We start from the raw sequence: 26677 nt of genomic DNA, 5'->3' as shown, positions 1-26677 counted from the left end.
AAATTATCACATTGTATCTCTAGCTTCAAAAACATCATTCAAAAAAGATTTATAAAAAAAGCTCTGCAGCAGTTATTATTACTGGCTTTAAGGCTTATTTTCTGCTATAATTCATAGTAGAGATTTAATTAATCAAAAATTCTTGTGTCAATAGCAATTTCTAATGAACTAAAGCCTTTTCTTCACTGGGTTGGAGGTAAAAGGAGAATTGTTAATAAATTAATAGAGCATCTTCCTTCAGGGCCATACTATAATTACTATGAACCATTCCTTGGATGTGGGGCTTTATTTTTTCAAGTTAGGCATCTGTTTAAACAATGTTTTTTGTCTGATATTAATCTCGACTTAATTACTAGTTATCACGCTGTAAAAAAGAATCCAAATGAGGTCAATAGATTACTAAATCTATATCACAAAAATCATTCTGAAAATTACTACTATAAAATAAGAGACAATTATTATAGTAATGATCCTAATGATATCACGGCAAAATTTATATATCTTAATAAATATTCCTTTAGGGGAATTTATAGGCTAAACAGAGACGGCACATCCGCTCAAACATTTTCTGATAAGCGATATCTTAAGCTTCATATTTGCTCTAGAATAAATAAATGTAGTAACCTTCTGGCTGGTGTATCAATTTGCGCTATGGATTTTTCGTTTATAGAACCTAAAAAAGGTGACTTCGTTTATCTTGATCCACCTTATCACCAATCAGGAGAACGGTTCTACACTAGAGTCCCATTTGATGACAAAGAGCAAATCAGACTACGAGATTTTGTTTATGAACTAAACAATAAAGGTGTTAAGATTATGATCTCAAATAATAATACTGCCTTTATTAGAGACTTATACAAAGAGTTATTCATCACTCATATTGGAGTTACATACTCAATCAATGAACAGCGAAATCTCGTTAATGAGCTAATCATTACTAACTATAATTAACCAGAGCTCGATATAAAAAATAGAAAAAAAAGAATAAAGAAGGCGTATTAAAAACTACTAGATTCATAAAAAGAAACAAGTAGAACTGTTATGATGCATTTAGTAAAGATTTTATACTTAATAGAAAGCGCATTATCAAGAAAAAATAATGTTTAACACTATCCATAAGCAAAAAATCCTATCATCCTTACCTTTCCTATATTTTAATACCTTTCTTATATCAACCTTTGTATTTAATAAATTTAATATACCTCTTATAAAACTAAACCAAGTTATTTTGCAAGCTTTTTTACAAATCTATACTACTCGATTCAATTTCTATATCACCAATAACGCCCTGTTCATCATTATGCTCCATCAATACATTGTTATACTCTTCAGATAATAAAGCATACTTATCTTGATACTCTTTAAGTAATAGCTTAAGTGGACTAATATTTAAATATTTGCTTAATTTCATACATAAATTAAGAGACTCATCAATAACTAGAGTTATATGTGTTAATTTTGACATTACTTGCGTTAATTTTAATGGATCTGAACTCTGCTCTTCAGCTTTTGATTTTATATTTGCATAGTCATTACTAAAAGCTTGCTTTTGCTCAGATAATTTATCTTCATCATGAGCGATCTCTAACAACATTGATATTGGATTAAATGCTTCTAGATGATTTTTATAATACTGACACATATCAGGACTATTATACTCTGATGATAATTCTTCTAATTTATCAACATTAGGAAGGCGATATGTATTCGGAGAACTGAATACTTTTAGGTTATTTTTTATTAAGATTTGTTTATCATAATCAATATCTACTATTTTTGAATTAGTATCATTTAAATTTAAAAAATCAATGTCAAATGGAAGTACTATTCCATTTGTTAGTTCTATAATTTTAGTTGCTAAGCTAGAAATATTTGTTTTAAAACTATCTTCTGTTGTTTGATATAGCATAAATTTAAGAGCCTTATTAGCTTTATCTTCTAGCATATTTTCATTCAAGAACTCTTCAAAACGTGTCTTGCTGTTACATTTATTCATAAAATATTCTATGAAGTTATTGCATACATCTATAGCTTCTTCATCAGTTGCAACAGATAAGATAATTTTATTGCTAATAAAGTTTGATAGAGCTTCAATTTCTTGTTTATCAGATTCTTGAGCATTATCTTTTTTTCTTAGATAATCGATTCTATTTAATACTACATCTATTGTAATAGGTAAATCTTCAGCTAAAATCTGAGAATCTTCGTAATCTTTAGTATGTTTTATCTTAGAAAGAATACTACTAACTTTAGTAAGCTGTAATATTTTTTTCTTAGTAGATTCCAATATGAATGCATCTTCTATTTTGCTATATATTCTGCGATTAATAAATACATCACGTGGATCTGTAATATTATAGTATGACTCATCATCGCTATCTAATGCTCCTAATCCAAAAAAAGGTCCTGATGAATTAGGAAGTTCAGACTTCAATAGCTCCTTAACATTATTAGGTAGGTTTTTAAAGTACGATTGATAATCATATGTATCGATTTGCTCGCATAATAGCGGAATAAGGCTATCATGTACAGATGCTAAATTTTCAACGTATGATTCATATTTTTGTAAATCAATTCCAAATTTTATTAATATCTTTGCAACTAATAAATGAATATCATGATAAACCATATATCCATAATGTCCAATAGATTGACCACTTTGCAACCTGTGAAATTCAGTAAAAATCATATCAAAGTACGTATCTTCCTTATAGAATTTTTCTTGAAAGAGCATTTCTGCTAAATTATTAGCGCACTTTGAGTTTTCATCTATTAGATTCAAATGTTTTTCTAGTAAAAATTCTACATTTCTTACTTCAGTACTAGTTAAGTTACCGCTAGACATTCTGATGGTACCTGCTATAAGGCTTTCTGCTATCTCATTTTGATTAAGTTGAAAGTTTTTAATAAACCATTCTGCAGACTGTACTAAATTTCTCTGTATAATTTTTGTTAGTATAGTAGTATGATCATATCCATCATCATTACAATATACTGGAAACTTAGCTTTAGTGCTGTTAAGTAGCAAATTAGTGTAGTCATCTGAATAAAGTTTAGCCTTTTCATCAAGAGAAAGATATTTTTTTGATATACGTAATGCAGTATTATCGTACTCCTCAGTAGTTAAATCAGTACGTTCAGTAATGTAAATACACATTATAGCAGGTATACCATTCTCATTTTTAACAGTGATATCAGCTCCATGAATTAATAGAGCTTCGATGATGTCCTCTCTTAGATACTTAAACGCTGTTATGAGTAGTGTATCATTGTTCAATTTAGACACAAAATAAACTAATTGATGATGCAAGGCTAGTAATTTTAGAAGCTCTTCTTTATTACCTTCTTCCACATGCCAAAAAGCTTTGTTTAGTATTTCATCTGATATCATATATTTAATAATCCTTAATCTCTGTTTAAAATTTTATACTAAATGTATAATTGTAAAAAATATTAAAGTCAATTAAGAAAATTGCAAAATACGAAGCAATAGGAAAAGTGAACAAACAGCTAACTTAATAAATTCAAGTTAGCTATAATAACCAGAATTTGAGATAAAAAGTATGACAAACTGTATGAATAGAAAGTATTGCAACTATAGTGTAACATTACAAAAAAGGTACATAAAAAACCAAGTGAAACTATTATTATCTATCTAGCAGAGATTCTTTCTTAGTAGAAACATGTAGCAAGTATTTTAAACAAAGAATCTACGACGATAAATGTTTAATCTATACATAAGTATTAAAAGAACTATAACACTTATTCTTCCTAGGTTTTGCTATGTTTAGATATCAAATTCTGGTTAACTATAATTAAAATTTAAATATATTAACTTATTGTATCATTAATAGCGCGATGTAAAGAATATCTATATTTAGCCTTAGATTCAGACATCATTTACTCCAGAAATTATACTATCACTATTGTAATATAATCTTCAGTACAGCTTTACTTAGCAGCAAAGCATAGAACGATAAATAATTATTCATGAATTTTCACCTTTTTGAACCTTCGCAATCTGTTAAAGGATTATCATATAACTTACAATATAACAAAAAAATAAATAAAGCACCATAATTTTATTCTGAGTAGAATTTTGTATTTCACTGCTATTAATCATTAAGCCTACTATCTACAAACTCAACTAATTCAAACGAAAACCCATGAGCTTCAAAAGCACGCTCTAGAATGGGTTTAAAATTTGATTTGATATAGCTATTTGCAAAGCTTGTTAGAGCCTTAATGAATATTTTTTTATTAACGCTATCTTCATTTACAATTTCTAATTTACTAAACCATATTTTATCAATAACTTGCTTATATTCGTAATGTTGAAGTATGTATTTTCGTACTTTGAACAATATAGAGTTAGAACCTAGCTCTTTACTAAGTTCTGAAAGGTAATCTTCATCGCTTATTTGTTGCTGTAAAACTGTGGTTTTTTGATACTCCGTTGTGCTATTGGTAACTTGTTTTGATTCATCAAATGGTATAACTTGTAACTGCTCAATATCGTTGCCATGCACAGCTCATACCTCTTGTAGTATCTTGAATTTAATATGATCTGACAGTGAAATATTCTTAATCAACTTGATGTAATATTTGTTTTTAACCGCTGCTCCAAAATCACAAGAGGTCAAAATTTGATAAGCCATATCTGCTTCAAAGACTCCAGCTATTTTACGCTTCAACTGAGCCTTCATACTACGATCTGTACCAGATTCAATGTTTGCTATATACTGTTCTTTAAATCTTCCTACGTCATTAAATCTAAAATTTTCACTATTAGCCTGATCAGTAGTTAGTAATTCATTTGCTAAGGCTTTTGCCATATAGTTTAGCACTGCTGTCTTATTTTCAAAATGACGGAATGAATATTTATTCGATAACTTCAATAGTAATTGATTTATGAAGTATATGTTGAAGCTTCTGCTAGATATTGATTGCAGTATAACTGCATCTTCTGGTGTTAGTGGATAATAATCTGCTAGTCTTTTTCTTTTGAGCAAGCATTCATTCTTTTCAACCTCTGAATTATCGATAATAGCTGGAGTTGCTAACTTACTGTTTTGCTCATAATCCTTGTTTGATGGCTTTTTATTACTAAAATGACTAAGCTCATAAAAATTCAAATTTTGTTGTTGATGTTGATCTTCTTTTTCATTTTCATCATTTCCTACTAACTCAATTTCTACATAATCATCAGATTCCGTATATTTAAACTTCAAATTTTGCTGTTGGTCTTCATTTTTATTTTGATCATTCTCTACTAACTTATCTTCAGTAGATCTAGATCTATTATTATTTTTTTTATTATTATTATATCTATATATGTACCTGAAACTTTTTTCAGGTTGACCTGAAATTTCTTTCAGGTTGGAGCGAAAAATTTTTTGGGTTAGATCAATAATTTTTTCTCCTTTTGTTTCTTTTTCAGTGAAACGCTGAAAATTTTTTAGAAGTTTTATACATGGAACATTACGCAACTTAAAATTGTTTTTAATTATTGTCCTATTTTCAACTTCAATGAAACCAGCTTTTTGTAGTTCAACTAAGCATTGCCTAACCCTGCGTTGACAAACCTGCAACTCCTTTTCAAAAGAGTGATAACTGTCTTGTAATTCCTCTATATCATTATTGTAATAGATCTGTAGTTTATATACTATCAATGATAGAAGCTGTTTAGATGTCTTGCTTAAAGCTTTAGCATTATCTCCAATCAGATCTTTCCATTCTGCTGGAACAAAATTTCCAATAAAACGATAAAAAACAGTTGCATTATTGCTACTGTTATTATTAGCAATTTTGCAATTATTGCTTGCCAAATTACGCAAATCTCGCACCATTTCAACCTCCAAAAATGTCAGGTATAGCAGGTGATTTAGGCAATTTTTGCTATCAAAAACCACGTTTTTATCCCGCGTAAATATAGCAATTTAGTAGCTATACTCAAAATTTAACACTCTGAAAGGCTTATAATAACAAGTAGTCTTAAATATTGAAAGGTATATATTACATCGATGCTACAAAGTAGTTATGGCTGGTTCTTAGTCTTTAAGCTTCATCTTATAATCAATAGACTTCTTTCGAAACTAGAGAATGATGTAGAATAGTGTTATAAATATCTGATTTGAAGTAATAATGAAATTCGATCAGATTAAAGAGTTAAAGGATGAAAAATTTAGTCGATTAATAGGAGTAAGGAAGGGAACATTTTCAAAGATGGTGAATATTTTGAGGAAAGCTGATGGTCTTAAGAAATCAAAAGGTGGGCGTAAAAATAAGCTTAATTTGGAGGAACAGTTGCTGATGGCCTTAGAATACCTTAGAGAATACTGTACTTATTTCCATATAGGTCAGAACTATGGGATTAGTGAAAGTTGAGCATATAAAGCTGTAAAATGGGTAGAAGACACACTAGTTAAACACCTAAACTTTCTCTTACAGGTCGTAAAGCTATAATGAAGAGTGATATGAATTATGAAGTAGTCTTGATTGATGCTACTGAGACTCCTATAGAAAGACATAAAAAAACAAAAATTCTATTATTCAGGAAAGAAGAAAAGGCATACACTAAAAACTCAAATAGTGGTAGACAAGAAAACGCACCAAGTAATATGTACAGATTTTTCTAACGGTAAAAAACATAACTTTAGATTATTTAAGGAATCCAAAATTCTTATTCATCCTAAAGTTAAAGCGATTACTGATACAGGATATCAAGGTATACAAAAAATTCACAATAATTCTGAATTACCAAAGAAAAAAGGCAAGAAAAATCCTTTAACTAAAAATGATAAAAAGAATAATCGTAGGTTAGCAGGAGAAAGAGTTGTGAATGAAAACGTTATTGCTATGCTAAAACGGTTCAAAATTATTGCTGATAAATATCGAAATAGACGTAAAAGATTAGGTCTTAGATTTAATTTGATCTCTGGCATTTATAATTTTGAACTACCTTAACTAGTTTCGAAAGAGGCCTATTGTATGTGATGGAAGCGTTGATAACTAAACTACCACGCCTTCACTTGCCCATACCTTAGGTAAAAGAAGGTAAGAAATCTTAAGCTTTTCAGCTTTATCACTATAACAGCCTTTATCTGGAGTATCTGCTTCTGCATTTAGGATATTTTCCATAAGAGGATTCACTTTCGTATAACCAATTTTAACTTTACTTTGCTACTATTTCCTATCCAGATCAGTACTTTAGTTAAGCTTCTTATCGCTCTTAGTACAGGATCATTGCTAATTTTGCGCTTCAATAGCAGTAACTTAGGTCTAAATGGCTGCCTTGCTACATCTCTGTACTCTCTCTTTGAGCAACCTTATGTAGCACTTTCTCATAGTCAAACAATTATATACATAATCTTACATCGCTCACTAGCAGCTATTATGCTTTTCTCTTATCTATTCTTTATATCAAACTCTAGTTAATTCAAGAATTAAGATGTAATAAGCACATTTTTGTATAAATATAATTTTAAGTTAATAGTTGCCTAATTAACACAACTTGAAGTTATTTATAGCTTATATATTTAACTTATGTCGTAAAACTATAGATAATTATTATGCAAAGGTATAGATTAAGTGGTTAAGTAAGTTAATTAATTCTAAAGTTGCATAATATTGAATGATAGCTTACTTACAAAGCAGTATAGATTGTTAACTTATAGTTTACCTTCGCTTCCATCTCTAAATAATCACCCTTTAAAGAACTATAATTAATACTATGCTGCTTTAGTAGCTAAATTTAGAGCATACTAGACATCGTTCTCCTATATTAATTTCTTTTTGTTCATATAATTGCTTCTCTTGCAACTTATTCTATCTCCAAGCTTAATTCCTATCTTATCTCATCTTCTTTCTCTTCTAATCCCTTGTCCTAAATTGGGGTTAATACTGCTATTTTTAACTGTTATGTAGAACAGTATTAATTCTGAAATTACCTAATAATTCTGAAATTACCTAATAATTCTGAAATTACCTAATAATTCTGTAGTTGTAATCAACAATGCAAGTTTTCATAACAGTCCTCATTTCAAAAGTATGATAGAAAAAGGATAGACATATATTAGAGTATTTACTTCCTTATTCTTATGATTTAAATTCTATTGAAAAAAAATAATTTTAAGCTAAATCAAGAAAAATGAAATATTACTGTGACGTAGATACAATTTCCAAAAAGTAATAACATAACTGTTTTATTCTGATTTAGCTATAGTCATTTATAATGAGTTTTAAGCATAGAAAAAAGCGATAATAGATTCATAAAATTTACTAAATTGAGTAATTTGATTTCTATAATCTACATCTTCATATTATCCCAAAACTTTTCTATTGGATTTAAATCCAGAGAATAAGGTAGCAGAAAAATAACTTCACAACCTACAGATTCTATTAACTATTTTATCACTTCTTTCTATTCTCAAACCTAATTGTAGATGACTATATAGTAGACCTCTTTCGAAACTGGTTAAGGTAGTTCAAAATTATAAATGCCAGAGATCAAATTAAATCTAAGGCCTGATCTTTTACGTCTATTTCGATATTTATCAGCAATAATTTTGAACTACCTTAACCAGTTTCGAAAGAGGTCTAGTATTGCTATGAAGGAAGATGATTTATTAATTCATTAACAATCCTCCTTTTGTCTCTAATCCAATTAAGAAAAGGTTTTGGCTTATTAGCAATTGCTATTGATACAAGACTTCTGATTAGTTAAATTACTACTACTAGTTAGATCAAAAAATATGCCTTAAAGCCAGTAATAATTTCTGTTACAGCATCTTTTTGGATAATTTTTTTAGATAAAATTTTTCAATTATAACTAACAATTCGATATTGTTGCATCTATTTTTAAAAATATAAAAAACTTTTTCAGAAATATTGCAGAATGTTATGTACTGATAAAAATTAAAATTATACTGTACGCTTAGTATTATCTGAAATCTAAGATCAGCAAATATTTAGCTAATAGAATCCATAGTGTGTAAATTATTATATCTACTAACTTATTCTTCAGATTTGAATCTAATTGAGCATTACTTGGTTAAAGCTAAAAATAACATACGTAAAGTAGATCACTTATTCAACTACTTTTTTGATGGTGCTTTTTACACTTTAAAGTGTGTAACTACATTCCTGAATTAAGCTATATTTCTTAATTGATACTGAATTTAATATAATGTATTAAATCCAGAGTTTGATGTAAGAAATATGTCAAAATATAGGAAGAGTAAGTGTTACAAGAGTAGTCTAATATAAGAGGTTGCAAAAAGTTGCGGATATAAAAAAGAGTACAAAAAACCTTTAAAGTAACAAGGAATGCTGTTCTGATCCATAAAGATTAGATTTCTATCTAATCTAATGCCGTGCAAGAAAAAAGTATAAAAACTTTTTCCTTATCATAAACTTGCATTTTAAAACTTTAGATGCTAGCATGAGGCCTTCTTCAGTTATCCCTATCTATTTTAAATGATACTATATCTTCTATATTCTTATGTAATTATATTATAACTGGAAAATGGTATTAGATCTCTAGAACTTAGAATATAACAGCTAAAGCTAATTTTATTCTAACAATACCTTGGTTAATATCAGGACAGTTATAGCCATACTTCCTAATATGCAGTAAGTAATGAATAAGATAAATCTTATTCGCTTTTAGTAAAAATTTTAACAACTTTGGTAATTTGAAGCTGTAATTATGTAATTTATGTATAGAATATAACTTTGTAATTAGGTTGTTAAAGTATGTATCATAAAGGTCAGAATTAAGATTCTGACCAAAGCAATACCATTGGTGAAAAATGAAATATTTTTGTAACCTTATAAAAACTAGTGCTGCATAAATATAAAATACTTGCCTGATGCTTAAATATGCATCAATTTGAGGCTCTAAAGTTAAAAAAAATCTTGTATAAATACTAGCTAATGGCAATAATATTTGATTATTTAACTCTTCTAGTGAATCAAAAATTTTTCTTTCTACTACTAAATCAAATAACCGAACAAAGTCTAATAATATGATTTTTTGGTTATGATCATATATTTCATTAATATTATTCATTAATTTACTGCCAAGATATGATTTTTTATGCTTAGATAACTTTATTTGCTCGTGAAACCAACTAAGTTTTATTAATCCAGAAAAAGCAGTTTTACTATTAGCTATAATTGACAACAATTGTTTCTCAAATTCGCTGAAAAGCAATAGTTGCATTTTAGCACTGTCATTTGATAAAGTATAAAGACAAAATTTTTTAACAAGGTCAATATCATTATCGTTCATAATAGCAATTGCCTAATTGGCAACAATAAATTTGCCTTAGCATATATTTGATACGATTATTCTTTAACTGTAGCAAGCTTTAAAATAGCATTATATAAATTGCAGATAACAGCAAATAAAGTACTGGTAGCGAAGGAGGGAATTGAACCCCCGACCCGTAGATTATGATTCTACTGCTCTAACCATCTGAGCTACCTCGCCCTAAATAAGTCAGCATTTTGACTTAAAATTATCCTTTTTTATTTAGAGCTACCCATCAAGCTTTACTTACTATAGGCTACTGCTCGTTTACATGATGAATAGTAAAAAACAAGCTTAATAAACTTATTTTAACGCTTAGAAAATTGCGTTTTTTTACGGGCTTTATGTCTACCATATTTTTTACGCTCAACAATACGCGAATCACGAGTTAGCAATTTATGCTTCTTCAATACAGAATGTAGCTCTGGATTGAAGTTATTGAGAGCCCTAGATATACCCAATTGTATTGCTCCAGCTTGGCCAGAAAGGCCACCGCCTTTTACTGTACATTTTACATCAAACTGTTGAGCAACATCAGTAATAGTTAGCGCACTTAATGCTATTTGAGTATGAGCTAAACGCTTAAAATAACTGGTTATTGGTATTTTATTAACAGTAGTAACACCTGTTCCTTGTTTTATCCAAACTCTTGCAACGGCACATTTTCTACGGCCAGTTCCATAGCTATATCCCAACTTATCCTTTTTAGGTAAAACTGGTTGACTTACTACCTTAGGCTCAGTAGTTAAGCTAGCACTTAAATCTGATAAATGTACATCTTGAATTAGTGTGTCAGACATAAATTAAACTATATTTTGATTTCTAATATTTTTACTATTCTTGCCAGCAAAATCATATAATACTGGAGTTTGAGCTGCATGTGGGTGAGTTTGTCCTTTATAAACATATAAATTACTAAACTGCTTTCTTCCTAATTTATTAGAAGGCAGCATTCTTTTTACAGCAAGTTGTATTATTCGTTCAGGATAATTACTTTGGAGTATTTTTCCAGCAGTTGTAACTTTAATTCCACCTGGAAAGCCACTATGTCTATAGTAAAATTTACCGCTTTTAGCATTAGACTTATCACCAGTCAATTTTACATGTTCTGCATTAATTATAATTACATTATTTCCGCAATCCATATGTGGTGTATAAGTAGGCTTATCTTTACCACGCAATACCACAGCTACCTTAGCAGCTAAGCGTCCTAAAACCAAATTTGTTGCATCTATTAAAATCCATTTTTTGCTAATTTCTGCAGGCTTAGCTGAATATGTTTTCACAGTATATAAATTTTAAATTAGAAATTTAACTATATTAATAGCATAAAATGCTCTATAACGCAACAAAATTAAAGGTTTTTTATTTACTTTATTTATATTTGTTATATATATGAATATTATTTTAAATATTTCATATTTCTAATGTTGCGTTACAAAGCTATTGTTGAGTATGATGGCACTAATTTTGTTGGATGGCAACGGCAACAAAATGGATTATCAATACAGCAATTACTTGAAGATAAAATATCAACATTTACTAAACAAACTGTCAATCTTATTGCTGCTGGTCGCACTGATGCTGGTGTACACGCCTTAGGTCAAGTAGTACATTTTGACTTAATAGCTCCTAATAATAGCAAAGATCTTGCTTGTATTAACAAAGAAACAGATAACAAAGAAGTAAGCAAGCAGAATAATACTACTACTACAATTGACAGCTTAAAAAAAATGCTTCCATGCCGATATAATGCTTACAAGTTAATGTCAGCAGTTAATTATTTATTAAAACCTCACCGTATAATATTAACAAGTTGTGAGATAACTACTTTACAATTTCATGCTAGATTTTCTGCTAAAGCTAGACATTATAAATATAGAATTATAAACCGCACAGTTCCTTCAGTTATCGAACAAAATCGCACTTGGTGGATTAAGCCTCCACTAAATGTTATTGATATGATTGATGCATCTCAGCATCTGATTGGCAAGCATGATTTTACATCTTTTAGATCTTCTGCATGCCAAGCAAAATCTCCATTAAAAACTTTAACTAAAATTGAAGTAGATACTACTAATTATCCAGAAATACAAATTTATTTTTCAGCTCCATCATTTTTACACCACATGGTAAGAAATATAGTGGGTACATTAGTTTATATTGGTTTATGCAAAATATCTCCAGCTGCTATCAAAACAATCTTATTTGCAAAAAACAGAGCAATGGCTGGACCTACAGCACCATCTTCAGGTTTATATTTTGTTAAGGTAGATTACTAGTTTGCGTATTAAAGATGCTCTTGCGGTCGGCAACAACTTACTATCACAGTATGAAATACCAAATTCTGCTTTTGAGTCTAGGCTACTGCTAGCTCATATAATTGGTCAAAGCCAAGAATATATACTTTTTCATTCCGATCATTTGTTATTAAATAGCGACTACAATCAATTTTTAAAATTGATAAAATTACGCACTAAGTACTTACCTATCGCTTATTTGATAGGATATAAAGAATTTTACAGTCGGAATTTTATAGTTGATAAATCAGTATTAATTCCTAGACCAGATTCTGAAACTTTAATTGATGCAGTAGTCCAAGATTATACCAAGATAGCTAACTATCAACCTTCAGCACCAATAAAAATCCTCGAATTGGGAGTTGGTAGTGGATGCTTAATTATTACTCTACTTCTTGAGCTAAGTAATGCTATTGGAGTTGGATCAGACATTTCAATATCAGCTTTAAATATTGCTAGTCGTAATTGCCAAAAATATAAATTGGAAAAGTCATTAAATTTAGTACAAAGTAACTGGTTCAGTGGATTAGATGTAGGTGAAAAATATGATATCATTATCGCAAATCCACCTTATGTATCTGATTCTGAATTAAGAATATTATCACGTGAAACATTGTTGCATGAGCCACATATAGCTTTATTTAGTAATAATAATGGGCTTCAGTCCTATCAAGAAATAGCTCCTATGATTCCTAGTTTTCTAAATTCAAATGGAAGGTTATACTTAGAGTGCAGTTATAATAAAGCAGAAATGGTATGTGCAATTTGCTTCAAAAATGGCTTAATACTTGAGAATAAATATTATGATTTTAATGGTTATTGCAGATGCTTAAAATTTAAATTGCAGTAATATACATGATATAATTAACGCTTATATCATTAGTTAAGCGCCATTGCTGCAATATAGGATTATATGATAATCCTTGAATTTCTTTTAAAGTCATATTATGTGAAAGTAAAATGTTATTAATAGTAGATGGTTTTAAAAATTTATTAAAATCATGAGTACCTATTGGTAAATATCTTAACAAATATTCAGCTAAACCTATAGCAAAAACATAAGATTTTAAAGTTTTGTTAATAGTTGAGATGATGAGCATGCCTTCAAGCTTTAAAATTTTACTTAAATATAAAATAAAACTCTGAATATTACTTACATGTTCAATTACTTCTAAACATAAAACTACATCATATTTTTCATTGCTAATTTTTGCATACTCTTCGATCGAACTATGAATGTAATTAACTTGTATTCCTATTTTATTAGCATGCATTCTTGCTACTGCTATATTCTTACAGCTAGCATCAATACCTGTAACTGTAGCGCCTAGTTTAGCCATTGGTATTGATGTTATTCCACCTCCACAACCGATATCAGCAATTTTTAGCCCATGAAAAGGCCTTGTTATACTATCAATTAAATTATAATGTAATAGTATTTTTTGCTTAATAAATCTGATTCTAGCTGGATTCATTAAATGTAATTGATTAAACTTTCCATTAGGATTCCACCATTCGTTGGCTATAGTATTGAATTTTTCTATTTCATCTTGATCTATTGTTGAGTTATTATACATAAGAAGCTTTATTCAAAAAGTGATATATGGAATATGCAGTTGAATCAATTATATTAAAGTAAGATTAATTTAAAAAATACTGTAAATAAAATAATTATATACAGATTTTTTAAAAAACTATAATAAAAGTTAAATTGCTACTTTTCAATCATAGACGATATATGTCACATCAACTTCAACATTATTGGTATTTGGATTCTATAACAAATTCTATATTTATTAATCTTAAAGTGAAAGCAGGTGCTAAAATCAATAAAATTATAGGATTATATCATATAAATAACAAAAGCTTTTTATATATTAGCATTAATACAATACCTGAAAATAATAAAGCTAATCAGTTAATTATAAAATTTCTATCACAATGGCTTGAAACTGGAAGATCAAATATCAAAATAGTTTATGGATTGCATAGTAACTTAAAAGTTATATCAGTAATGAATACTAATGGTAACATTTCTAATCTTATTATAAGTAAATTAAAAAGTATCAATCTATAGGTTAATGATATAAAATATCATATTAATTTTACAGTTGAAAAAATTGATTAATAATCTCCTGCACCTGCTCTACACTTGTTATAGTTGTGACTTTAGATCTAAATTCAGTTGAATTAGGCAGTCCTTTACTATACCATCCTAAATGCTTACGTGCTATTTTTATACCATGTTCAGTACCATAATAGCTTAGCATGGATTCATAATGATTTAAAATGATTTTTTTTTGCTCTATTAAGCTAGGTGATGGCAAATAATCTTGAAAAGCTAGATAGTGCGAAATTTGTGATAATAGCCACGGTTTACCATATGCCCCACGTCCAACCATAACTCCATCAGCTCCAGATATTCGAAGACAATCAATAGCATCATCAACACTAGTAATATCACCATTAGCTACCACAGGAATTTTTATACTTTCCTTGACTTTTCTAATAAATGCCCAATCAGATTTACCTGAATAAAACTGACACCTGGTACGACCATGAACTGTAATCATTTGAATACCACAATCTTCTGCTATTTTAGCTATTATGTGCGCATTACGGCAACTTTCATCCCAGCCTGTACGCATCTTTAAAGTTACTGGAATAGAAACACTTTTAACGGTTTCAGCCAATATTTTTGCTGCCAATGACTCATCTTTCATTAATGCAGAACCAGCATATCCTCCTACTACTTTTTTAGCTGGACAACCAAAATTAATATCAATAATTTGCGCTCCCATATCCTGATTCATCTTAGCTGCATCAGCTACAACATCTGGTTCGCAGCCAGCAAGCTGTACACAAGATCCAGTAATGTCATTCTCAATAATAGCAGATTTCATCATAGATCTACGAGTTTCTTGAATCATAGCTCTACTAGCTACCATTTCTGAAACTACTAACCCTGCTCCAAATTGTTTAACTAGTTTACGAAATGGCAGATCAGTAACTCCAGACATTGGAGCTAAAATAACTGGAGCAGATAATTCAATATTACCAATTTTTATTGTCATAAATATTATCGCCCAATTGTAAATTTTTAATTAAATTATAAATCAAAAGCAATAGTTAGATAATTTTAATTTGCTGGTTCACTGATGCCGTATAAGCAGTAGCTAAAGCATCAGATTCATCTTTGCTAATGGCTTTTTTTATATGCATTAATAATTTCACCATTTGTTGCACTTGATGCTTTTCTGCTTTGCCAGCTCCAACAATTGCTTTTTTAATTTTATTAGGAGCATATTCACTAAAATCAATATTATAACGACCTATTACTGACATTATAGCTCCTCTAGCTTGAATTAACGTAACAGAAGAACTATAGTTTTTATTGATAAACACCTCTTCCATTGCTACATGAAATGGATTAAAACGAGTGATTAATTTTTCTATCATTAAGCTAATATTCCCTAGCTTTAGTACTAATGAATCTTTAGAAACAGTTTTTATTACTCCACTATCAATATAATTCACCATGCTATCTGATATACTGATTACCCCCCAACCAGTACTTACTAGTGATGGATCTATTCCTAAAATTATCACAATAATATTAACAGTTAAGTGAAAGCAGCACATCATTTACATATGTATATGTAAATGATGTGCTGCTAATATCCTTAGAGAATTAACTTTAAATTCTCATTAATTAATAATAACTATAGCAACCTTACTGATGGCTATGTTTCACTTCTGGCTAAAACTTACTACGGCGATGCAGTAGTTGTTGCTTTGCAATCACTAGCATCATTTCCAGACACGAACTTTAATACTGCAGGAGCTTGAGTAATAATAACAATAGCGATAACAGTAATCATAGCTGTACTCCAATTTACCCTTCCAGTAAATACTGTTATTCCTAAGACGATGATCGCAATCAAACATATTGCTTTGGTAGTTCTTCCACTCAGCATACCTACTATATTACATAGCTTTGAACCTATTACATCTTCATCACCATTAGCAGCACTAACAATACCACTAGTAGACAGAAAAAGTATAAAAAAACACAGCATTAATAGTGCCTTCAAATGACAATTTTGCTTAAAACTTAATAACCTCATGATTTCTCTCCTAAATTACATTACAAATGAAGTAACAAACCATCTATTATATCTCCTTGCTACTTAGAACTTCCTTGGCATTGAGTAGTACTACCATTAGAATCTTTACCAGCAATAAACTCATATACCTTAGGAGCTTGAGTAATAATAATAATAGCGATAACAGTAATCATAGCTGTACTCCAATTTACTTTTCCAGTAAATACTGTTATCCCTAAGACGATAATTGCAATCAAACATATTGCTTTGGTAGTTTTACCACTAAGAATTCCTATTATATCACATAGCTTCTCACCTATTGGATCAGGTTGGGATGTTTTAGCGCTAATAATACTACTAGTAGACAGAAGAAGTATAAAAAAACCCACCATTAATAATGGTTTCAAATGACAATCATGCTTAAAATTTAATAACCTCATAATTTTTCTCCTAAATTACATTACAAATAAAATTTAAACTATCTATTATATCTCTTGGTTACTAAAACATACTTATAGTAAATATATAACCATAGTGATTTAGAATAAACTTCTAGATGCTACATTAACTAAACAAAAAAATAACATTAATTTTTTGTTTAATCAATAAACTTATAATATTCCTTATTTGTACCTTACATACGATTAACAAATGTATCTCTTTTGCTATATTTAATAATCAATAAATTACGCTATTTTTTTATATTCTGAATAAATTTGCTTAACAGCAAAAATCCATACTATACATACTACAATAAAAATTATCATTAAAGCTGGAGAAAGTGAAATATAGCTCGCTGTTGGAAATAGAACAAATAAAAGAGACTGAATTAATCCACCTGAAGATTTTCCTACTTTAGCACTAATTATATCAACAGCAGCTTTTCCTTTAGTTTTTAGCTCTTTATCAAGCGGAATATATAACATTTCCTTTGATGTATCCCATATTGAGTATTTAGCTCCTTTAGCAATAATATTTTGAATTGCACCAGCCATTACAGCTATAGCAATAGGCTGGGCGGAACTTAGCATATTAACCCATAATAATATGTCTTTATCAAAGACTACAAAAATAAAAAATATTGTACCAGTAGTAATAATAATAATAGGAGTAATAATAGCAACTACAAACCAGCTATGATATCGTAGTACACTATTGCCAATAATTGTTAAGAAAATTATTAATACTCCTGTCCATACAACACAAGAGCCATTAAACTCAGCATATGTATTAGTAGTAGAGTATAAGTTTTTAATTTGAGCTTTCCAAATCCCTTCAACTAAATTCATACTAAAACCAAAAGAAGCAGTGCAAATTAAAATAAGCCATAAATATCTTGATGAAATAATATACTTGAAGCTTTCATGTAAATTCATTTTTGGTCTCGCTTCTCTTTCATGCTGCATTTTATGCTGTAACTGTGTTTTTGGTATAGCATTATAATAAATAAATCGTACTAAAAAAATTGAGCATATAGAGCTAGCTGCCATTATAGCTATTGAAGACTGTACAAGTAATATGTTATTTGATACTCCTAAAAAATACCCCTGAAGTATAGAGTTGCTAGATGCTAGATGCATTACAATTAATCCTACAACTATTAAAGAAGAATTGCCAAATAATGAAAACAGCATATAGAAACGTTTAGCTTCTTCAGTAGTAGTAATTTCATTAACCAATTGCCAAAATAATAAAGCATAGAATATATTAGGCCATAGTTCTGATAATACATAAAAAATTATGTAACTCCAATTAGCAGCAAGAGCTATATACCATTTAAAATGTGGATAAATTAACATTAACTCGTTAACTTTTTCAATGTTTAGGTGAAATATACTTGCTTTGGGATAAAACCAAAAAGCAAAACAAAGAAAAAATGATAAAAATGCTAATGTTAAATACCGGTATATTTTTTCATAATTTAAATTATTAACCATATATGCATATAGTATTACAAGCAATGCTGCTGTTGGTGTAACACAATATGCTTTTATAAAACTTGTAATTTCAGCACTTATTTCTGGTATTACAATACTATCTTTAAGAATACGCAGAATATTTTGATTAAAAAGTATGAAAAACATTAAAAGAGCTGTAGGAATAAATTTTTGCAGCTCATGGCGGTGCACAGGCCATAAATGAATAACCAATCTAGAAAAAAAAAGCTTTATCTTGGAGATAGCCATACTTAAGATTTACTCCTACAGCTTATTTCAAACAAATGCTAATACCTTATATTTTTGCATTCTGAGAATGAGAACTGAATTGTAGTTAATTAAGAGTAATTTATCTATAAATTTCTTATTTAAAAATCAAAATTAAGCTATCTTAAAATAAATATATAGATATCTGTATTTTGTATACAACTGTAACCAACATTTAGCTACTCTGAGGCAAAAGCTCAATTTCTTATTTTTAATAGCTATGCAAAACAATAAAATCATTGCCTTACAACCTACAATTTGATACAAGACATATGGTAGATGATTATGAGAATAATCATTATAAGTACAGTTTAACATAGTGCGATATGAGGTTACATAGCTGACCAAGTACAAAACAGTTATGTTATATACTTTTCAAAAAGTTGGTTTACGTCACAGTGATATTTTATTTTCTCGATTTAGCTTGCAACAATTTTTTTTTCAATAATAGACCTCTTTCGAAACTGGTTAACTTAGTTCAAAATTATTGCTGATAAATATCGAAATAGACGTAAAAAATTCGGTCTTAGTTTTAATTTGATCTCTGGCATTTATAATTTTGAACTACGTTAACCAGTTTCAAAAGAGGTCTAATATTTAAATCAGAAGAATAAGGAAGTAAATACTCTAATATATATCCATCTTCTTTTATCATAATTTTTAAATGCTGGCTTTTATAAAAACTTGCATTGTCTATTACAATTACAGAATTATTAGGTAATTTAGGTATTAAGTCCTGTTCTATCTAACAGTGTAAAATAGCAGTATTAACATTGCAGTCATTGATACGGTTAGCAGATATTTGCGCATGAATGCTCCGATAACATTAATTCTCTTTGAAGGATGCAAATTATCAACTCCTTAACATTTCATACCTTTTTCTGTATATCTTAATGCTGAAAGGAAGTTATAGTCATTTGCAATGAAGTTTGAGCATAAAAAAGCAATAAAAAAGTTAATATTATTTATGGTGTTTTGAAGCATAATTCTCCTTTTAGTGCCAATGATTAAATCAAATTTTGATTGTTATTTTATTAAGTTAAATGTACAATAAGGTTCTTTGAAATTAGTCCATAAAATCTTAGCAAAGAGTCAAGTAAATAATTATATGAATACAAGAATTAAAAAGGTACTATTAGCTGTTACTATGTTATCACTTTATTCATTTCCATCAGTAGCATCAGATATAGAATGTTATGGTAGAAATTATTATTTAAAAATATCTATGGGAATAACTAAGCCTACAGGGCAGTTTAGTATCGAGAATTCTAAAAATATCTTAGACAATGATTGGCGTACTAATCTTCAAATGATAAATGATGCTATTACTAATAGAAGTAGTACAATTTATGGAATGTCTCTTGGTATGCATTGTACTCAATCAATAAGATTAGAAGTAGGAGGGCAGTATATAAAGAATCTTCAATTTGGAGGTGATATTGAGGCAGTAGATCAAGACATTAAAGTTAGTAATCATAAGATAGGTTCTGATATAGAAGGCGGTATCTCTGGTATTGCCGGAATGATTAAGGTGTACTGGAATATAATTAGTGTATTTGATATAGTATCTGCTTTCGCTACTGGAGGTTTGAGTATGTATGGTCTTAATATGTCACATGAGCCAATGTCTGTTTTTCCTGGTTTTTTAGTTGGAGGAGGTGTATCACTTAATATAAGCCGTGTACATTTTGGTATTGAGTGTAATTATACAAGCTTGAGTGTAAAAGAGAATTCAAAGATTGACTCGCAATCATTAGGTCAGCTGAAGTTAAATAATTTGTATGGCTATAATATATTAGGCAGTGTATGGGTTGATTTCTAGGTTTGTTTATAAAAATGTAAATTTAGGAATTCAAAAAGCATCAAAACCATATGCTTATTGTGCTGATGGTTTCTATTCTTTGATGTATAGTCATTTACAATGAGGTTTGAGCATAGAAAAAAGCGACAATAGCATCATAAGATTTACCAACAGGATATTTTATACGCAAACTTCATTGTAAATGACTATATTAGCATCTGCATATCTAATTGATATATCATAAGTAGGTAGTTATATGAATCATTAGAGGAAAATTTTGTTTATCTGTTTATATATTAAAAAAGAGTGCAAAATCATCTACATTTATTACAAGGCTTACACTATGAGTTCTAGAAAGTAGTAAATTATATTCACAAAAGAGTAGTTGTTCTTAGTGATTTAATTCTTAGTTAAGCTTGCAATATTATTGAATATTAAAGTTTTTTATACGATCTTCAATTTCATGCCTAAAATGCTTTATTAACCCTTGAATAGGCCAAGCTGCTGCATCACCTAATGCGCATATAGTATTTCCTTCTATTTGCTTAGTAACATCTAATATCATGTCTATATCGCTTACTGATGCATTTCCTTCTACTAGTCTCATCATAATTCGCCACATCCAGCCTGTTCCTTCTCGGCATGGTGTACATTGGCCACATGATTCATGCATATAAAACTTACTTAGCCTGGCGATAGCGTAAATGATATCAGTATTATTATCCATTACTATAATACCACCTGTTCCTAATCCTGAACCTACTGCTTTTAAGCTATCAAAGTCCATTTCTACTGTATCACAGATATTTTTAGGAATCAGTGGAACAGATGATCCACCTGGAATAATAGCTTTAAGATTATCCCATCCACCACGTACTCCTCCAGCATATTTTTCTATTAGATATTTAAGCGGAACTCCCATCGCTTCTTCAATATTACAAGGATTATTAACATGTCCTGAAATGCTAAAAATTTTAGTTCCTGTATTGTTTGGTTTGCCAATACTAGCGAACCATTTTGCCCCCCTTCTGAGTATTGTTGGAACTACGGCTATAGATTCAACATTATTAATAGTAGTAGGGCATCCATATAATCCAGTATTAGCTGGAAATGGAGGTTTTAAACGCGGCATTCCCTTTTTTCCTTCTAAGCTTTCAAGAAGAGCTGTTTCCTCTCCACAAATATATGCTCCAGCTCCTCTATGCAGATAAAGATTGAAGTTAAAGTCTGTGCCACATGCATTTAGTCCTATAAGCCTAGCACCATAGGCTTCTTGAATTGCATTTTGTAATATTAAGGCTTCATTATAATATTCGCCACGTATATATATATAACATGTTTGAGCTCCAATGGCATATGCTGCGAGTAAGCACCCTTCAATTAATTTATGAGGTTCATAACGAATTATATCCCTATCTTTACATGTCCCTGGTTCTGATTCATCAGCATTAACAACTAGATAAGTTGCCTTTTCAGAGTTTTTAGGCATAAAAGACCATTTTAAACCTGTAGGAAATCCTGCTCCACCTCGACCACGTAAGCCAGAGCTTTTAATTTCTTCAATAATCCATTCTCGACTATTTAATATTAAATTTTTCGTTGTATACCAGTCACCACGCTTTTTTGCGCTGGCAAGGTCAACGGCCATAGCCCCAGATAAATTGGTAAAAATTTTATCCTCAATATTTAACATTTATAATTACTCTTGAGTGATAAGTCAGCTTTATTATCAGGTTTTAGTTCAGATTTTTTTTGTAAATCTTTAGCATGCAAGTTATTGATAATTTCTTTGATTTTATCATTGGTAAGATTTTCGTAATAATCATGATTAATTTGTACTACTGGAGCATTTCTACAAGCTCCAAGACATTCAGTTTCGCTTACTGTAAATAATTTATCCTGAGAAGTTTTGCCAGTTTCGATTTTTAATAGTTTTTTACAGAAATTCATTATATCATCTGATCCTCTTAACCAGCATGGTGTAGTACCGCAAATTTGTATATGATATTTACCTACTGGTTGTAGATTAAACATAGTATAAAAACTTGCAATTTCATACACCTTGATATATGGCATCTTAAGTAAATTTGCAACATATTCAATACAACTATTAGAAAGCCAATTGTTATTTTGATTTTGCGCTAGGTCTAATATTGCTAAAACTGCACTTGCTTCTTTTCCTGCTGGGTAATTATTAATGATTTTTTTTGCTATTACTAATGTTTCATTGGAAAATGAAAACTCTGGTTTTGTAGCTGAATTCATCTGTCTATTTCTCCAAAAACTATATCAAGTGTTGCTATAATGGTTATGATATCAGATAGTGAATGTCCTCGAGCCATAAAATCTAATCCTTGTAGATGAGCAAAGCCTGGGGCTTTAATGCGGCACCGATACGGCCGATTAGTACCATCAGAATATAAGTAAACTCCAAATTCACCTTTAGGTGCTTCAACTGCTGCATATACTTCTCCTGCTGGAACATTATATCCTTCAGAGTAGAGTTTAAAATGATTAATGAGTGCTTCCATTGATTTTTTGATTTCTGATCTTTTAGGAGGCGAAATAGATGGATCCTGAGTTTTAATTTCTCCTACTGGCATTTTTTGAATGCATTGCTTAATTATTTTTATTGATTGATACATTTCTTCAATTCTAATCAAATATCTATCATAACAGTCGCCATTTTTACCGATAGCTACATCAAAATCTAAATTAGCATATTGGTCATAAGGTTGAGATTTTCTTAAATCCCAAGCAATACCAGACCCTCTAAGCATTACTCCTGAGAATCCCCAATCCATAGCTTGCTGCTTAGATACAATACCAATATCTACTGTTCTTTGTTTCCAAATTCGATTATCAGTAAGCAAGGTTTCAAGGTCTGCTATTTTGCATGGAAATTGTTCGCAAAAATCTACGATATTCTCAATTAAACCTTCAGGTAAATCTTGGGCTACACCTCCAGGACGAAAATAATTAGCATGTAATCTTGATCCTGAAACTCTTTCGTAAAATTCCATGATTTTTTCTCGCTCTTCAAACATCCACAATAATGGAGTAGTAGCTCCAACATCAAGTGCTTGAGTAGCTATATTTAAGGTATGATTTAGTATTCTAGTTAACTCAGAAAACATAACTCTAATATATTGTGCTCTTAATGGCACTTCGCACTTTAATAAATGTTCTATTGCTAAAGCAAAAGCATGTTCTTGACACATCGGAGAAACATAATCTAACCTATCAAAATAAGGTATTGCCTGCAAATATGTTTTATATTCAATTAACTTTTCAGTGCCACGATGTAAGAGTCCAATATGCGGATCAGCTCTTTCAACTATTTCGCCATCCATTTCTAATATTAACCGCAATACTCCATGCGTAGCAGGATGCTGTGGCCCGAGATTTAACTTGAATTTTTTAGAGTGTTTGGACCTTTTTTTTAATGCCATTACTATATCACTTAGTGTTGAATTGTTAATTAGTTGTTGATTTTGGCCCTTGCCAAGGAGAAGAAAAGTTAAAATTTCTATATTCTTGATCTAATTTTACAGGTTCATATACAACTTTTTCTAGCTTATCATCATATTTTACTTGAGAATATCCACTAAGAGCAAAATCTTTTCTTAATGGATGCCCAACAAATCCATAATCTGTTAATATACGCTTTAAATGTGGATGGTTAGCAAATTTAATTCCAAAGAGATCATATATTTCACGTTCATACCAGTTTGCATTACTAAACACCGGGGTTGCTGATTGAATTAGTTCATTGTCATTAAGATTAATCTTAACTATTAGTCTGATATTTTTTATTATACTAAGTAAATTATATACGATCTCAAATCTCTTATTCCGATCTGGAAAATCTGCTGCAAAAACATCTGTTAGTATTGTAAATTTTAATTCTTTGTCATTTTTGAGTAATTTTAAAACCTCAATTAACTGTTCCTTATTGATTATTGCTTCAACGTGATTGGTAATATTAAACTTAGCGCTAATGCTAGATATAGCAAATTGACTTTCTACTAGCTCTTTTAGTTCTTTGAGGTGATGTAATTTCATAAACTACACTCTATCTTTTAAATTTGACTTGTTGAGTTCTATTGATTTTTTTTTGTAATTGTAAAATACCATAAAGTAAAGCTTCTGGTGTAGGAGGACAACCAGGAACATAAATATCTACAGGAACAATTTTATCACAGCCTCTAACTACTGAATAAGAGTAATGGTAATATCCACCTCCATTTGCACAGCTACCCATTGATATCACCCATTTTGGCTCAGTCATTTGATCGTAAACTCTACGTAATGCTGGTGCCATCTTATTAGTTAGTGTTCCAGCTACTATCATTACATCAGCTTGGCGTGGACTAGGTCTAAATAACATTCCATAACGATCCATGTCATATCTGCTACCTGCTGTTTGCATCATTTCTATAGCGCAGCAAGCTAACCCAAATGTCATAGGCCATAACGAGCGTGTTCTAGCCCAGCTAACTAAATTTTCTAGATTAGCTAAGATAAATCCTTGATTAGATAAATTTTGATTATAGATACTTGTTGTATCACTAAATGTATTTTCTGACATTTAACTACTGAATTACTCCCATTCTAACGCACCTTTTTTCCATTCATAGATAAATCCGATTACTAATATCAGTAGGAAAAACATCATAGAATAAAAGCCAAACATTTTTGTTTCTTTTAAATTGACTGCCCAGGGTATCAAAAATGCTATTTCTAAATCAAAAATTATGAATAGCATAGAAATTAGGTAAAATCTAATATCAAACTTACTTCTAGCTTCACTAAAAGTATCAAATCCACATTCGTAACTCTCTAGCTTGCTCTTATTGTATTTTTTGCTAGCAAATATTTTTGGTAAAATTATAATAAAAAACGATAAAGCTAGCGCTATAGCAAAAAATATAACTATAGGAAGATATTCTAATGAAGTTAACAAATGCAGCATTATATTTAATCTTATGTATTGCCCCGTAAGCTGTAATATTGTAAACTAAACTAAATTATATAATATCAATTTATAAAAACAACCTAAGATTCAAGTGTAAAATAGCTTAACTATAGATATAGTTGTTATTATAAGCGGAATTTAGAGATGTTGTCAATTGTAATACTACTTTTAACAAATTTAGAACTTAAATGATAATTGTTTTATGGAAACAAAAATGAATACAGGAATGAAAACAAAATTGATGAAGTTAGTTGAAGTAATAAATCAAAAACCTTGGTTAAAATATTCGTTGTTTTTTGTGTTAATGTCAGTTGCAACTTATGTTAACTATAAGCTAGTTTCAAAGGATAGGCCTGAGTTATTTGATTCTAAGCTGGCTAAGCAAAAACGTGAAGAATCTTTGCAGCATCAAAATTCTTCTAAGTATACATAGCTCATAGATATTTGGCTCAAGAATATGACAAGTATATCTGAATTTAATTATAATGATACTAAATAATAATTAAAACCTAAATGTTGTAGTTTTGAGATATTATGTTGAAGTAATTCACTTGCAGTGTTGTGTGTTCAGAGAAGCTAGTATAGCTTGATTTTGAAAGGTAGTTACATATTTTAAGTGTAAAAGGTAGCATCAAAAAAGTAGTTAAATAAGTGAGCTACTTTGCGTATGTCATTTTTAACTTTAAACAAGTAATGCTTAATTAGATCTAAATTTTGTTAAGTGGTTGCATCTTTGATTAATATAGCTTGTACATAAGCATCAAAAACACTTTTATTGCAATTACATTCAAATAAAAAAGGATCAATAGCTTTACTATTACAAAAGATCAGCTATCATACTTATTCACATCTTCATATTAGCACAAAGCTTTTCTATAAGATTTAAATTAGAGAATAAGGTAGCAAAAAATAACTTTATAACTAACGGATTCTATTAATTTTTATCGCTTCTTTCTATGCTTAAACCTCGTTG

General features: G+C 29.7%; 26 protein-coding genes, 1 tRNA gene and 3 pseudogenes. 8 read left to right on the top strand and 22 right to left on the bottom strand.

All coding sequences use genetic code 11. The annotated features are described in order from the left end of the window. Positions 1–144 precede the first annotated feature (144 nt). On the top strand, positions 145–951 hold the full coding sequence (locus OTBS_RS07590) for a DNA adenine methylase (protein WP_011944665.1): 807 nt from the start codon (positions 145–147) through the stop codon (positions 949–951). Between the two features lie 289 nt (positions 952–1240). On the opposite strand, the gene OTBS_RS07585 is transcribed toward OTBS_RS07590, so the two are convergent. The 3 genes from OTBS_RS07585 to OTBS_RS07580 all read right to left on the bottom strand — a co-directional run bounded on the left by OTBS_RS07585 (position 1241) and on the right by OTBS_RS07580 (position 5849). Continuing rightward, positions 1241–3391, bottom strand: coding sequence for a hypothetical protein (locus tag OTBS_RS07585; protein ID WP_011944992.1), 2151 nt, complete (start codon positions 3389–3391; stop codon positions 1241–1243). A gap of 724 nt (positions 3392–4115) precedes the next feature. Beyond that, positions 4116–4529 (bottom strand): hypothetical protein, encoded by a 414-nt coding sequence (locus tag OTBS_RS18480; RefSeq protein ID WP_232488976.1) that lies wholly within the window; start codon positions 4527–4529, stop codon positions 4116–4118. A gap of 3 nt (positions 4530–4532) precedes the next feature. Further along, positions 4533–5849: a hypothetical protein gene (locus tag OTBS_RS07580; RefSeq protein ID WP_232488975.1), complete on the bottom strand. Its 1317-nt coding sequence runs from the start codon at positions 5847–5849 to the stop codon at positions 4533–4535. A gap of 295 nt (positions 5850–6144) precedes the next feature. Here OTBS_RS07580 and OTBS_RS12940 point away from each other — a divergent pair. After that, positions 6145–6966: pseudogene (locus tag OTBS_RS12940) on the top strand (IS5 family transposase). Positions 6967–7011: 45 nt separating this feature from the next. On the opposite strand, the gene OTBS_RS14525 reads toward OTBS_RS12940, so the two are convergent. The 6 genes and pseudogenes from OTBS_RS14525 to rplM form a co-directional block, all read right to left on the bottom strand. Next, the gene (locus tag OTBS_RS14525; RefSeq protein ID WP_157866425.1) at positions 7012–7152 is read right to left on the bottom strand and encodes a hypothetical protein; all 141 of its coding nucleotides are present in this window, start codon (positions 7150–7152) and stop codon (positions 7012–7014) included. Positions 7153–8476: 1324 nt separating this feature from the next. Further along, a pseudogene (locus OTBS_RS14520) lies at positions 8477–8572 on the bottom strand (IS5/IS1182 family transposase); the annotation flags it as partial. A 975-nt stretch (positions 8573–9547) separates the two neighbouring features. Continuing rightward, a complete protein-coding gene (locus OTBS_RS07565) occupies positions 9548–10225 on the bottom strand; it encodes a hypothetical protein (protein WP_232488974.1) in 678 nt (225 codons plus the stop codon). Positions 10226–10418: 193 nt separating this feature from the next. Beyond that, positions 10419–10495, bottom strand: a tRNA-Met gene (locus OTBS_RS07560). Between the two features lie 128 nt (positions 10496–10623). Then, positions 10624–11115 (bottom strand): 30S ribosomal protein S9, encoded by a 492-nt coding sequence (gene rpsI, locus OTBS_RS07555; RefSeq protein ID WP_011944990.1) that lies wholly within the window; start codon positions 11113–11115, stop codon positions 10624–10626. Positions 11116–11118: 3 nt separating this feature from the next. Beyond that, entirely contained in the window at positions 11119–11601 is a 483-nt protein-coding gene (gene rplM / locus OTBS_RS07550) for a 50S ribosomal protein L13 (protein WP_011944989.1), read from the bottom strand. Positions 11602–11742: 141 nt separating this feature from the next. Between rplM and truA the strand changes: the two genes are divergently transcribed. Further along, positions 11743–12597 carry a tRNA pseudouridine(38-40) synthase TruA gene (gene truA, locus OTBS_RS07545; protein WP_011944988.1) on the top strand — a complete coding sequence of 285 codons (855 nt, stop codon included), beginning with the start codon at positions 11743–11745 and terminating at the stop codon, positions 12595–12597. A 1-nt stretch (position 12598) separates the two neighbouring features. After that, positions 12599–13465 carry a peptide chain release factor N(5)-glutamine methyltransferase gene (gene prmC, locus OTBS_RS07540; RefSeq protein ID WP_041621323.1) on the top strand — a complete coding sequence of 289 codons (867 nt, stop codon included), beginning with the start codon at positions 12599–12601 and terminating at the stop codon, positions 13463–13465. Here prmC and ubiG read toward each other — a convergent pair. Then, positions 13452–14192, bottom strand: coding sequence for a bifunctional 2-polyprenyl-6-hydroxyphenol methylase/3-demethylubiquinol 3-O-methyltransferase UbiG (gene ubiG, locus OTBS_RS07535; protein WP_011944987.1), 741 nt, complete (start codon positions 14190–14192; stop codon positions 13452–13454). The two genes, prmC and ubiG, sit on opposite strands and share 14 nt — an antisense overlap. Before the next feature lie 161 nt (positions 14193–14353). Here ubiG and OTBS_RS07530 point away from each other — a divergent pair, with 161 nt between their 5' ends. Next, positions 14354–14692 carry a DUF167 family protein gene (locus OTBS_RS07530; RefSeq protein WP_011944986.1) on the top strand — a complete coding sequence of 113 codons (339 nt, stop codon included), beginning with the start codon at positions 14354–14356 and terminating at the stop codon, positions 14690–14692. Positions 14693–14720: 28 nt separating this feature from the next. On the opposite strand, the gene dusB is transcribed toward OTBS_RS07530, so the two are convergent. From dusB to OTBS_RS07505, 5 genes are all read right to left on the bottom strand, one after another. Next, positions 14721–15689: a tRNA dihydrouridine synthase DusB gene (gene dusB / locus OTBS_RS07525; RefSeq protein ID WP_011944985.1), complete on the bottom strand. Its 969-nt coding sequence runs from the start codon at positions 15687–15689 to the stop codon at positions 14721–14723. A 55-nt stretch (positions 15690–15744) separates the two neighbouring features. After that, complete coding sequence (gene ruvC, locus OTBS_RS07520; protein WP_041621530.1) at positions 15745–16224, bottom strand: crossover junction endodeoxyribonuclease RuvC; 480 nt, start codon at positions 16222–16224, stop codon at positions 15745–15747. Between the two features lie 161 nt (positions 16225–16385). Continuing rightward, a complete protein-coding gene (locus OTBS_RS07515) occupies positions 16386–16742 on the bottom strand; it encodes a TrbC/VirB2 family protein (protein ID WP_041621322.1) in 357 nt (118 codons plus the stop codon). Between the two features lie 59 nt (positions 16743–16801). Continuing rightward, positions 16802–17161 (bottom strand): TrbC/VirB2 family protein, encoded by a 360-nt coding sequence (locus tag OTBS_RS07510; RefSeq protein ID WP_050897555.1) that lies wholly within the window; start codon positions 17159–17161, stop codon positions 16802–16804. A gap of 246 nt (positions 17162–17407) precedes the next feature. After that, positions 17408–18907, bottom strand: a complete 1500-nt coding sequence (locus OTBS_RS07505; protein WP_011944983.1) for an Npt1/Npt2 family nucleotide transporter — start codon at positions 18905–18907, stop codon at positions 17408–17410. Positions 18908–19402: 495 nt separating this feature from the next. Here OTBS_RS07505 and OTBS_RS14515 point away from each other — a divergent pair. Next, positions 19403–19498, top strand: a pseudogene (locus OTBS_RS14515) (IS5/IS1182 family transposase); the annotation flags it as partial. Here OTBS_RS14515 and OTBS_RS17705 read toward each other — a convergent pair. Next, a complete protein-coding gene (locus tag OTBS_RS17705; protein ID WP_410517968.1) occupies positions 19458–19622 on the bottom strand; it encodes a hypothetical protein in 165 nt (54 codons plus the stop codon). The pseudogene OTBS_RS14515 and the gene OTBS_RS17705 overlap by 41 nt on opposite strands. A gap of 411 nt (positions 19623–20033) precedes the next feature. On the opposite strand from OTBS_RS17705, the gene OTBS_RS07500 reads away from it, so the two are divergent. Then, positions 20034–20747, top strand: coding sequence for a hypothetical protein (locus OTBS_RS07500; protein WP_011944982.1), 714 nt, complete (start codon positions 20034–20036; stop codon positions 20745–20747). A 403-nt stretch (positions 20748–21150) separates the two neighbouring features. On the opposite strand, the gene nuoF is transcribed toward OTBS_RS07500, so the two are convergent. Genes nuoF through OTBS_RS07470 form a run of 6 tightly spaced genes read right to left on the bottom strand, consistent with a single transcriptional unit; the run spans position 21151 to position 25701 of the window. Then, positions 21151–22419: an NADH-quinone oxidoreductase subunit NuoF gene (nuoF, locus tag OTBS_RS07495; protein ID WP_011944981.1), complete on the bottom strand. Its 1269-nt coding sequence runs from the start codon at positions 22417–22419 to the stop codon at positions 21151–21153. Beyond that, positions 22413–22991, bottom strand: coding sequence for an NADH-quinone oxidoreductase subunit NuoE (nuoE, locus tag OTBS_RS07490; RefSeq protein WP_011944980.1), 579 nt, complete (start codon positions 22989–22991; stop codon positions 22413–22415). Before nuoE ends, nuoF begins: the two co-directional genes overlap by 7 nt. Beyond that, positions 22988–24178, bottom strand: a complete 1191-nt coding sequence (gene nuoD, locus OTBS_RS07485) for an NADH dehydrogenase (quinone) subunit D (RefSeq protein WP_011944979.1) — start codon at positions 24176–24178, stop codon at positions 22988–22990. Before nuoD ends, nuoE begins: the two co-directional genes overlap by 4 nt. A 25-nt stretch (positions 24179–24203) precedes the next feature. Beyond that, entirely contained in the window at positions 24204–24791 is a 588-nt protein-coding gene (locus tag OTBS_RS07480; RefSeq protein WP_011944978.1) for an NADH-quinone oxidoreductase subunit C, read from the bottom strand. 10 nt (positions 24792–24801) lie between these two features. Then, positions 24802–25317: a NuoB/complex I 20 kDa subunit family protein gene (locus OTBS_RS07475; protein WP_011944977.1), complete on the bottom strand. Its 516-nt coding sequence runs from the start codon at positions 25315–25317 to the stop codon at positions 24802–24804. 12 nt (positions 25318–25329) lie between these two features. Continuing rightward, positions 25330–25701, bottom strand: coding sequence for an NADH-quinone oxidoreductase subunit A (locus OTBS_RS07470; protein ID WP_011944976.1), 372 nt, complete (start codon positions 25699–25701; stop codon positions 25330–25332). Positions 25702–25906: 205 nt separating this feature from the next. On the opposite strand from OTBS_RS07470, the gene OTBS_RS07465 reads away from it, so the two are divergent. After that, on the top strand, positions 25907–26137 hold the full coding sequence (locus OTBS_RS07465) for a hypothetical protein (protein WP_011944975.1): 231 nt from the start codon (positions 25907–25909) through the stop codon (positions 26135–26137). The last annotated feature ends 540 nt before the right edge of the window (positions 26138–26677 follow it).

Origin of the sequence: Orientia tsutsugamushi str. Boryong, assembly GCF_000063545.1 — a bacterium.
GTDB lineage: Bacteria > Pseudomonadota > Alphaproteobacteria > Rickettsiales > Rickettsiaceae > Orientia > Orientia tsutsugamushi_C.
Note: the sequence above shows the minus strand (reverse complement) of the source record. Positions and strands in the feature narration are given on the sequence as shown.

Bases quoted from the DNA above. Each gene is read 5' to 3' on its own strand.
- OTBS_RS07530 (WP_011944986.1), top strand. From the start codon at position 14,354: ATGTCACATCAACTTCAACATTATTGGTATTTGGATTCTATAACAAAT.
- OTBS_RS07475 (WP_011944977.1), bottom strand. From the start codon at position 25,317: ATGTCAGAAAATACATTTAGTGATACAACAAGTATCTATAATCAAAAT.
- ubiG (WP_011944987.1), bottom strand. From the start codon at position 14,192: ATGTATAATAACTCAACAATAGATCAAGATGAAATAGAAAAATTCAAT.
- OTBS_RS07505 (WP_011944983.1), bottom strand. From the start codon at position 18,907: ATGGCTATCTCCAAGATAAAGCTTTTTTTTTCTAGATTGGTTATTCAT.
- rpsI (WP_011944990.1), bottom strand. From the start codon at position 11,115: ATGTCTGACACACTAATTCAAGATGTACATTTATCAGATTTAAGTGCT.
- OTBS_RS07480 (WP_011944978.1), bottom strand. From the start codon at position 24,791: ATGAAATTACATCACCTCAAAGAACTAAAAGAGCTAGTAGAAAGTCAA.
- nuoF (WP_011944981.1), bottom strand. From the start codon at position 22,419: ATGTTAAATATTGAGGATAAAATTTTTACCAATTTATCTGGGGCTATG.
- OTBS_RS07515 (WP_041621322.1), bottom strand. From the start codon at position 16,742: ATGAGGTTATTAAGTTTTAAGCAAAATTGTCATTTGAAGGCACTATTA.
- OTBS_RS07470 (WP_011944976.1), bottom strand. From the start codon at position 25,701: ATGCTGCATTTGTTAACTTCATTAGAATATCTTCCTATAGTTATATTT.
- OTBS_RS07510 (WP_050897555.1), bottom strand. From the start codon at position 17,161: ATGAGGTTATTAAATTTTAAGCATGATTGTCATTTGAAACCATTATTA.
- nuoE (WP_011944980.1), bottom strand. From the start codon at position 22,991: ATGAATTCAGCTACAAAACCAGAGTTTTCATTTTCCAATGAAACATTA.
- OTBS_RS07465 (WP_011944975.1), top strand. From the start codon at position 25,907: ATGGAAACAAAAATGAATACAGGAATGAAAACAAAATTGATGAAGTTA.
- truA (WP_011944988.1), top strand. From the start codon at position 11,743: ATGTTGCGTTACAAAGCTATTGTTGAGTATGATGGCACTAATTTTGTT.
- OTBS_RS07580 (WP_232488975.1), bottom strand. From the start codon at position 5,849: ATGGTGCGAGATTTGCGTAATTTGGCAAGCAATAATTGCAAAATTGCT.
- OTBS_RS07500 (WP_011944982.1), top strand. From the start codon at position 20,034: ATGAATACAAGAATTAAAAAGGTACTATTAGCTGTTACTATGTTATCA.
- OTBS_RS07565 (WP_232488974.1), bottom strand. From the start codon at position 10,225: ATGCAACTATTGCTTTTCAGCGAATTTGAGAAACAATTGTTGTCAATT.
- nuoD (WP_011944979.1), bottom strand. From the start codon at position 24,178: ATGGCATTAAAAAAAAGGTCCAAACACTCTAAAAAATTCAAGTTAAAT.
- OTBS_RS07585 (WP_011944992.1), bottom strand. From the start codon at position 3,391: ATGATATCAGATGAAATACTAAACAAAGCTTTTTGGCATGTGGAAGAA.
- dusB (WP_011944985.1), bottom strand. From the start codon at position 15,689: ATGACAATAAAAATTGGTAATATTGAATTATCTGCTCCAGTTATTTTA.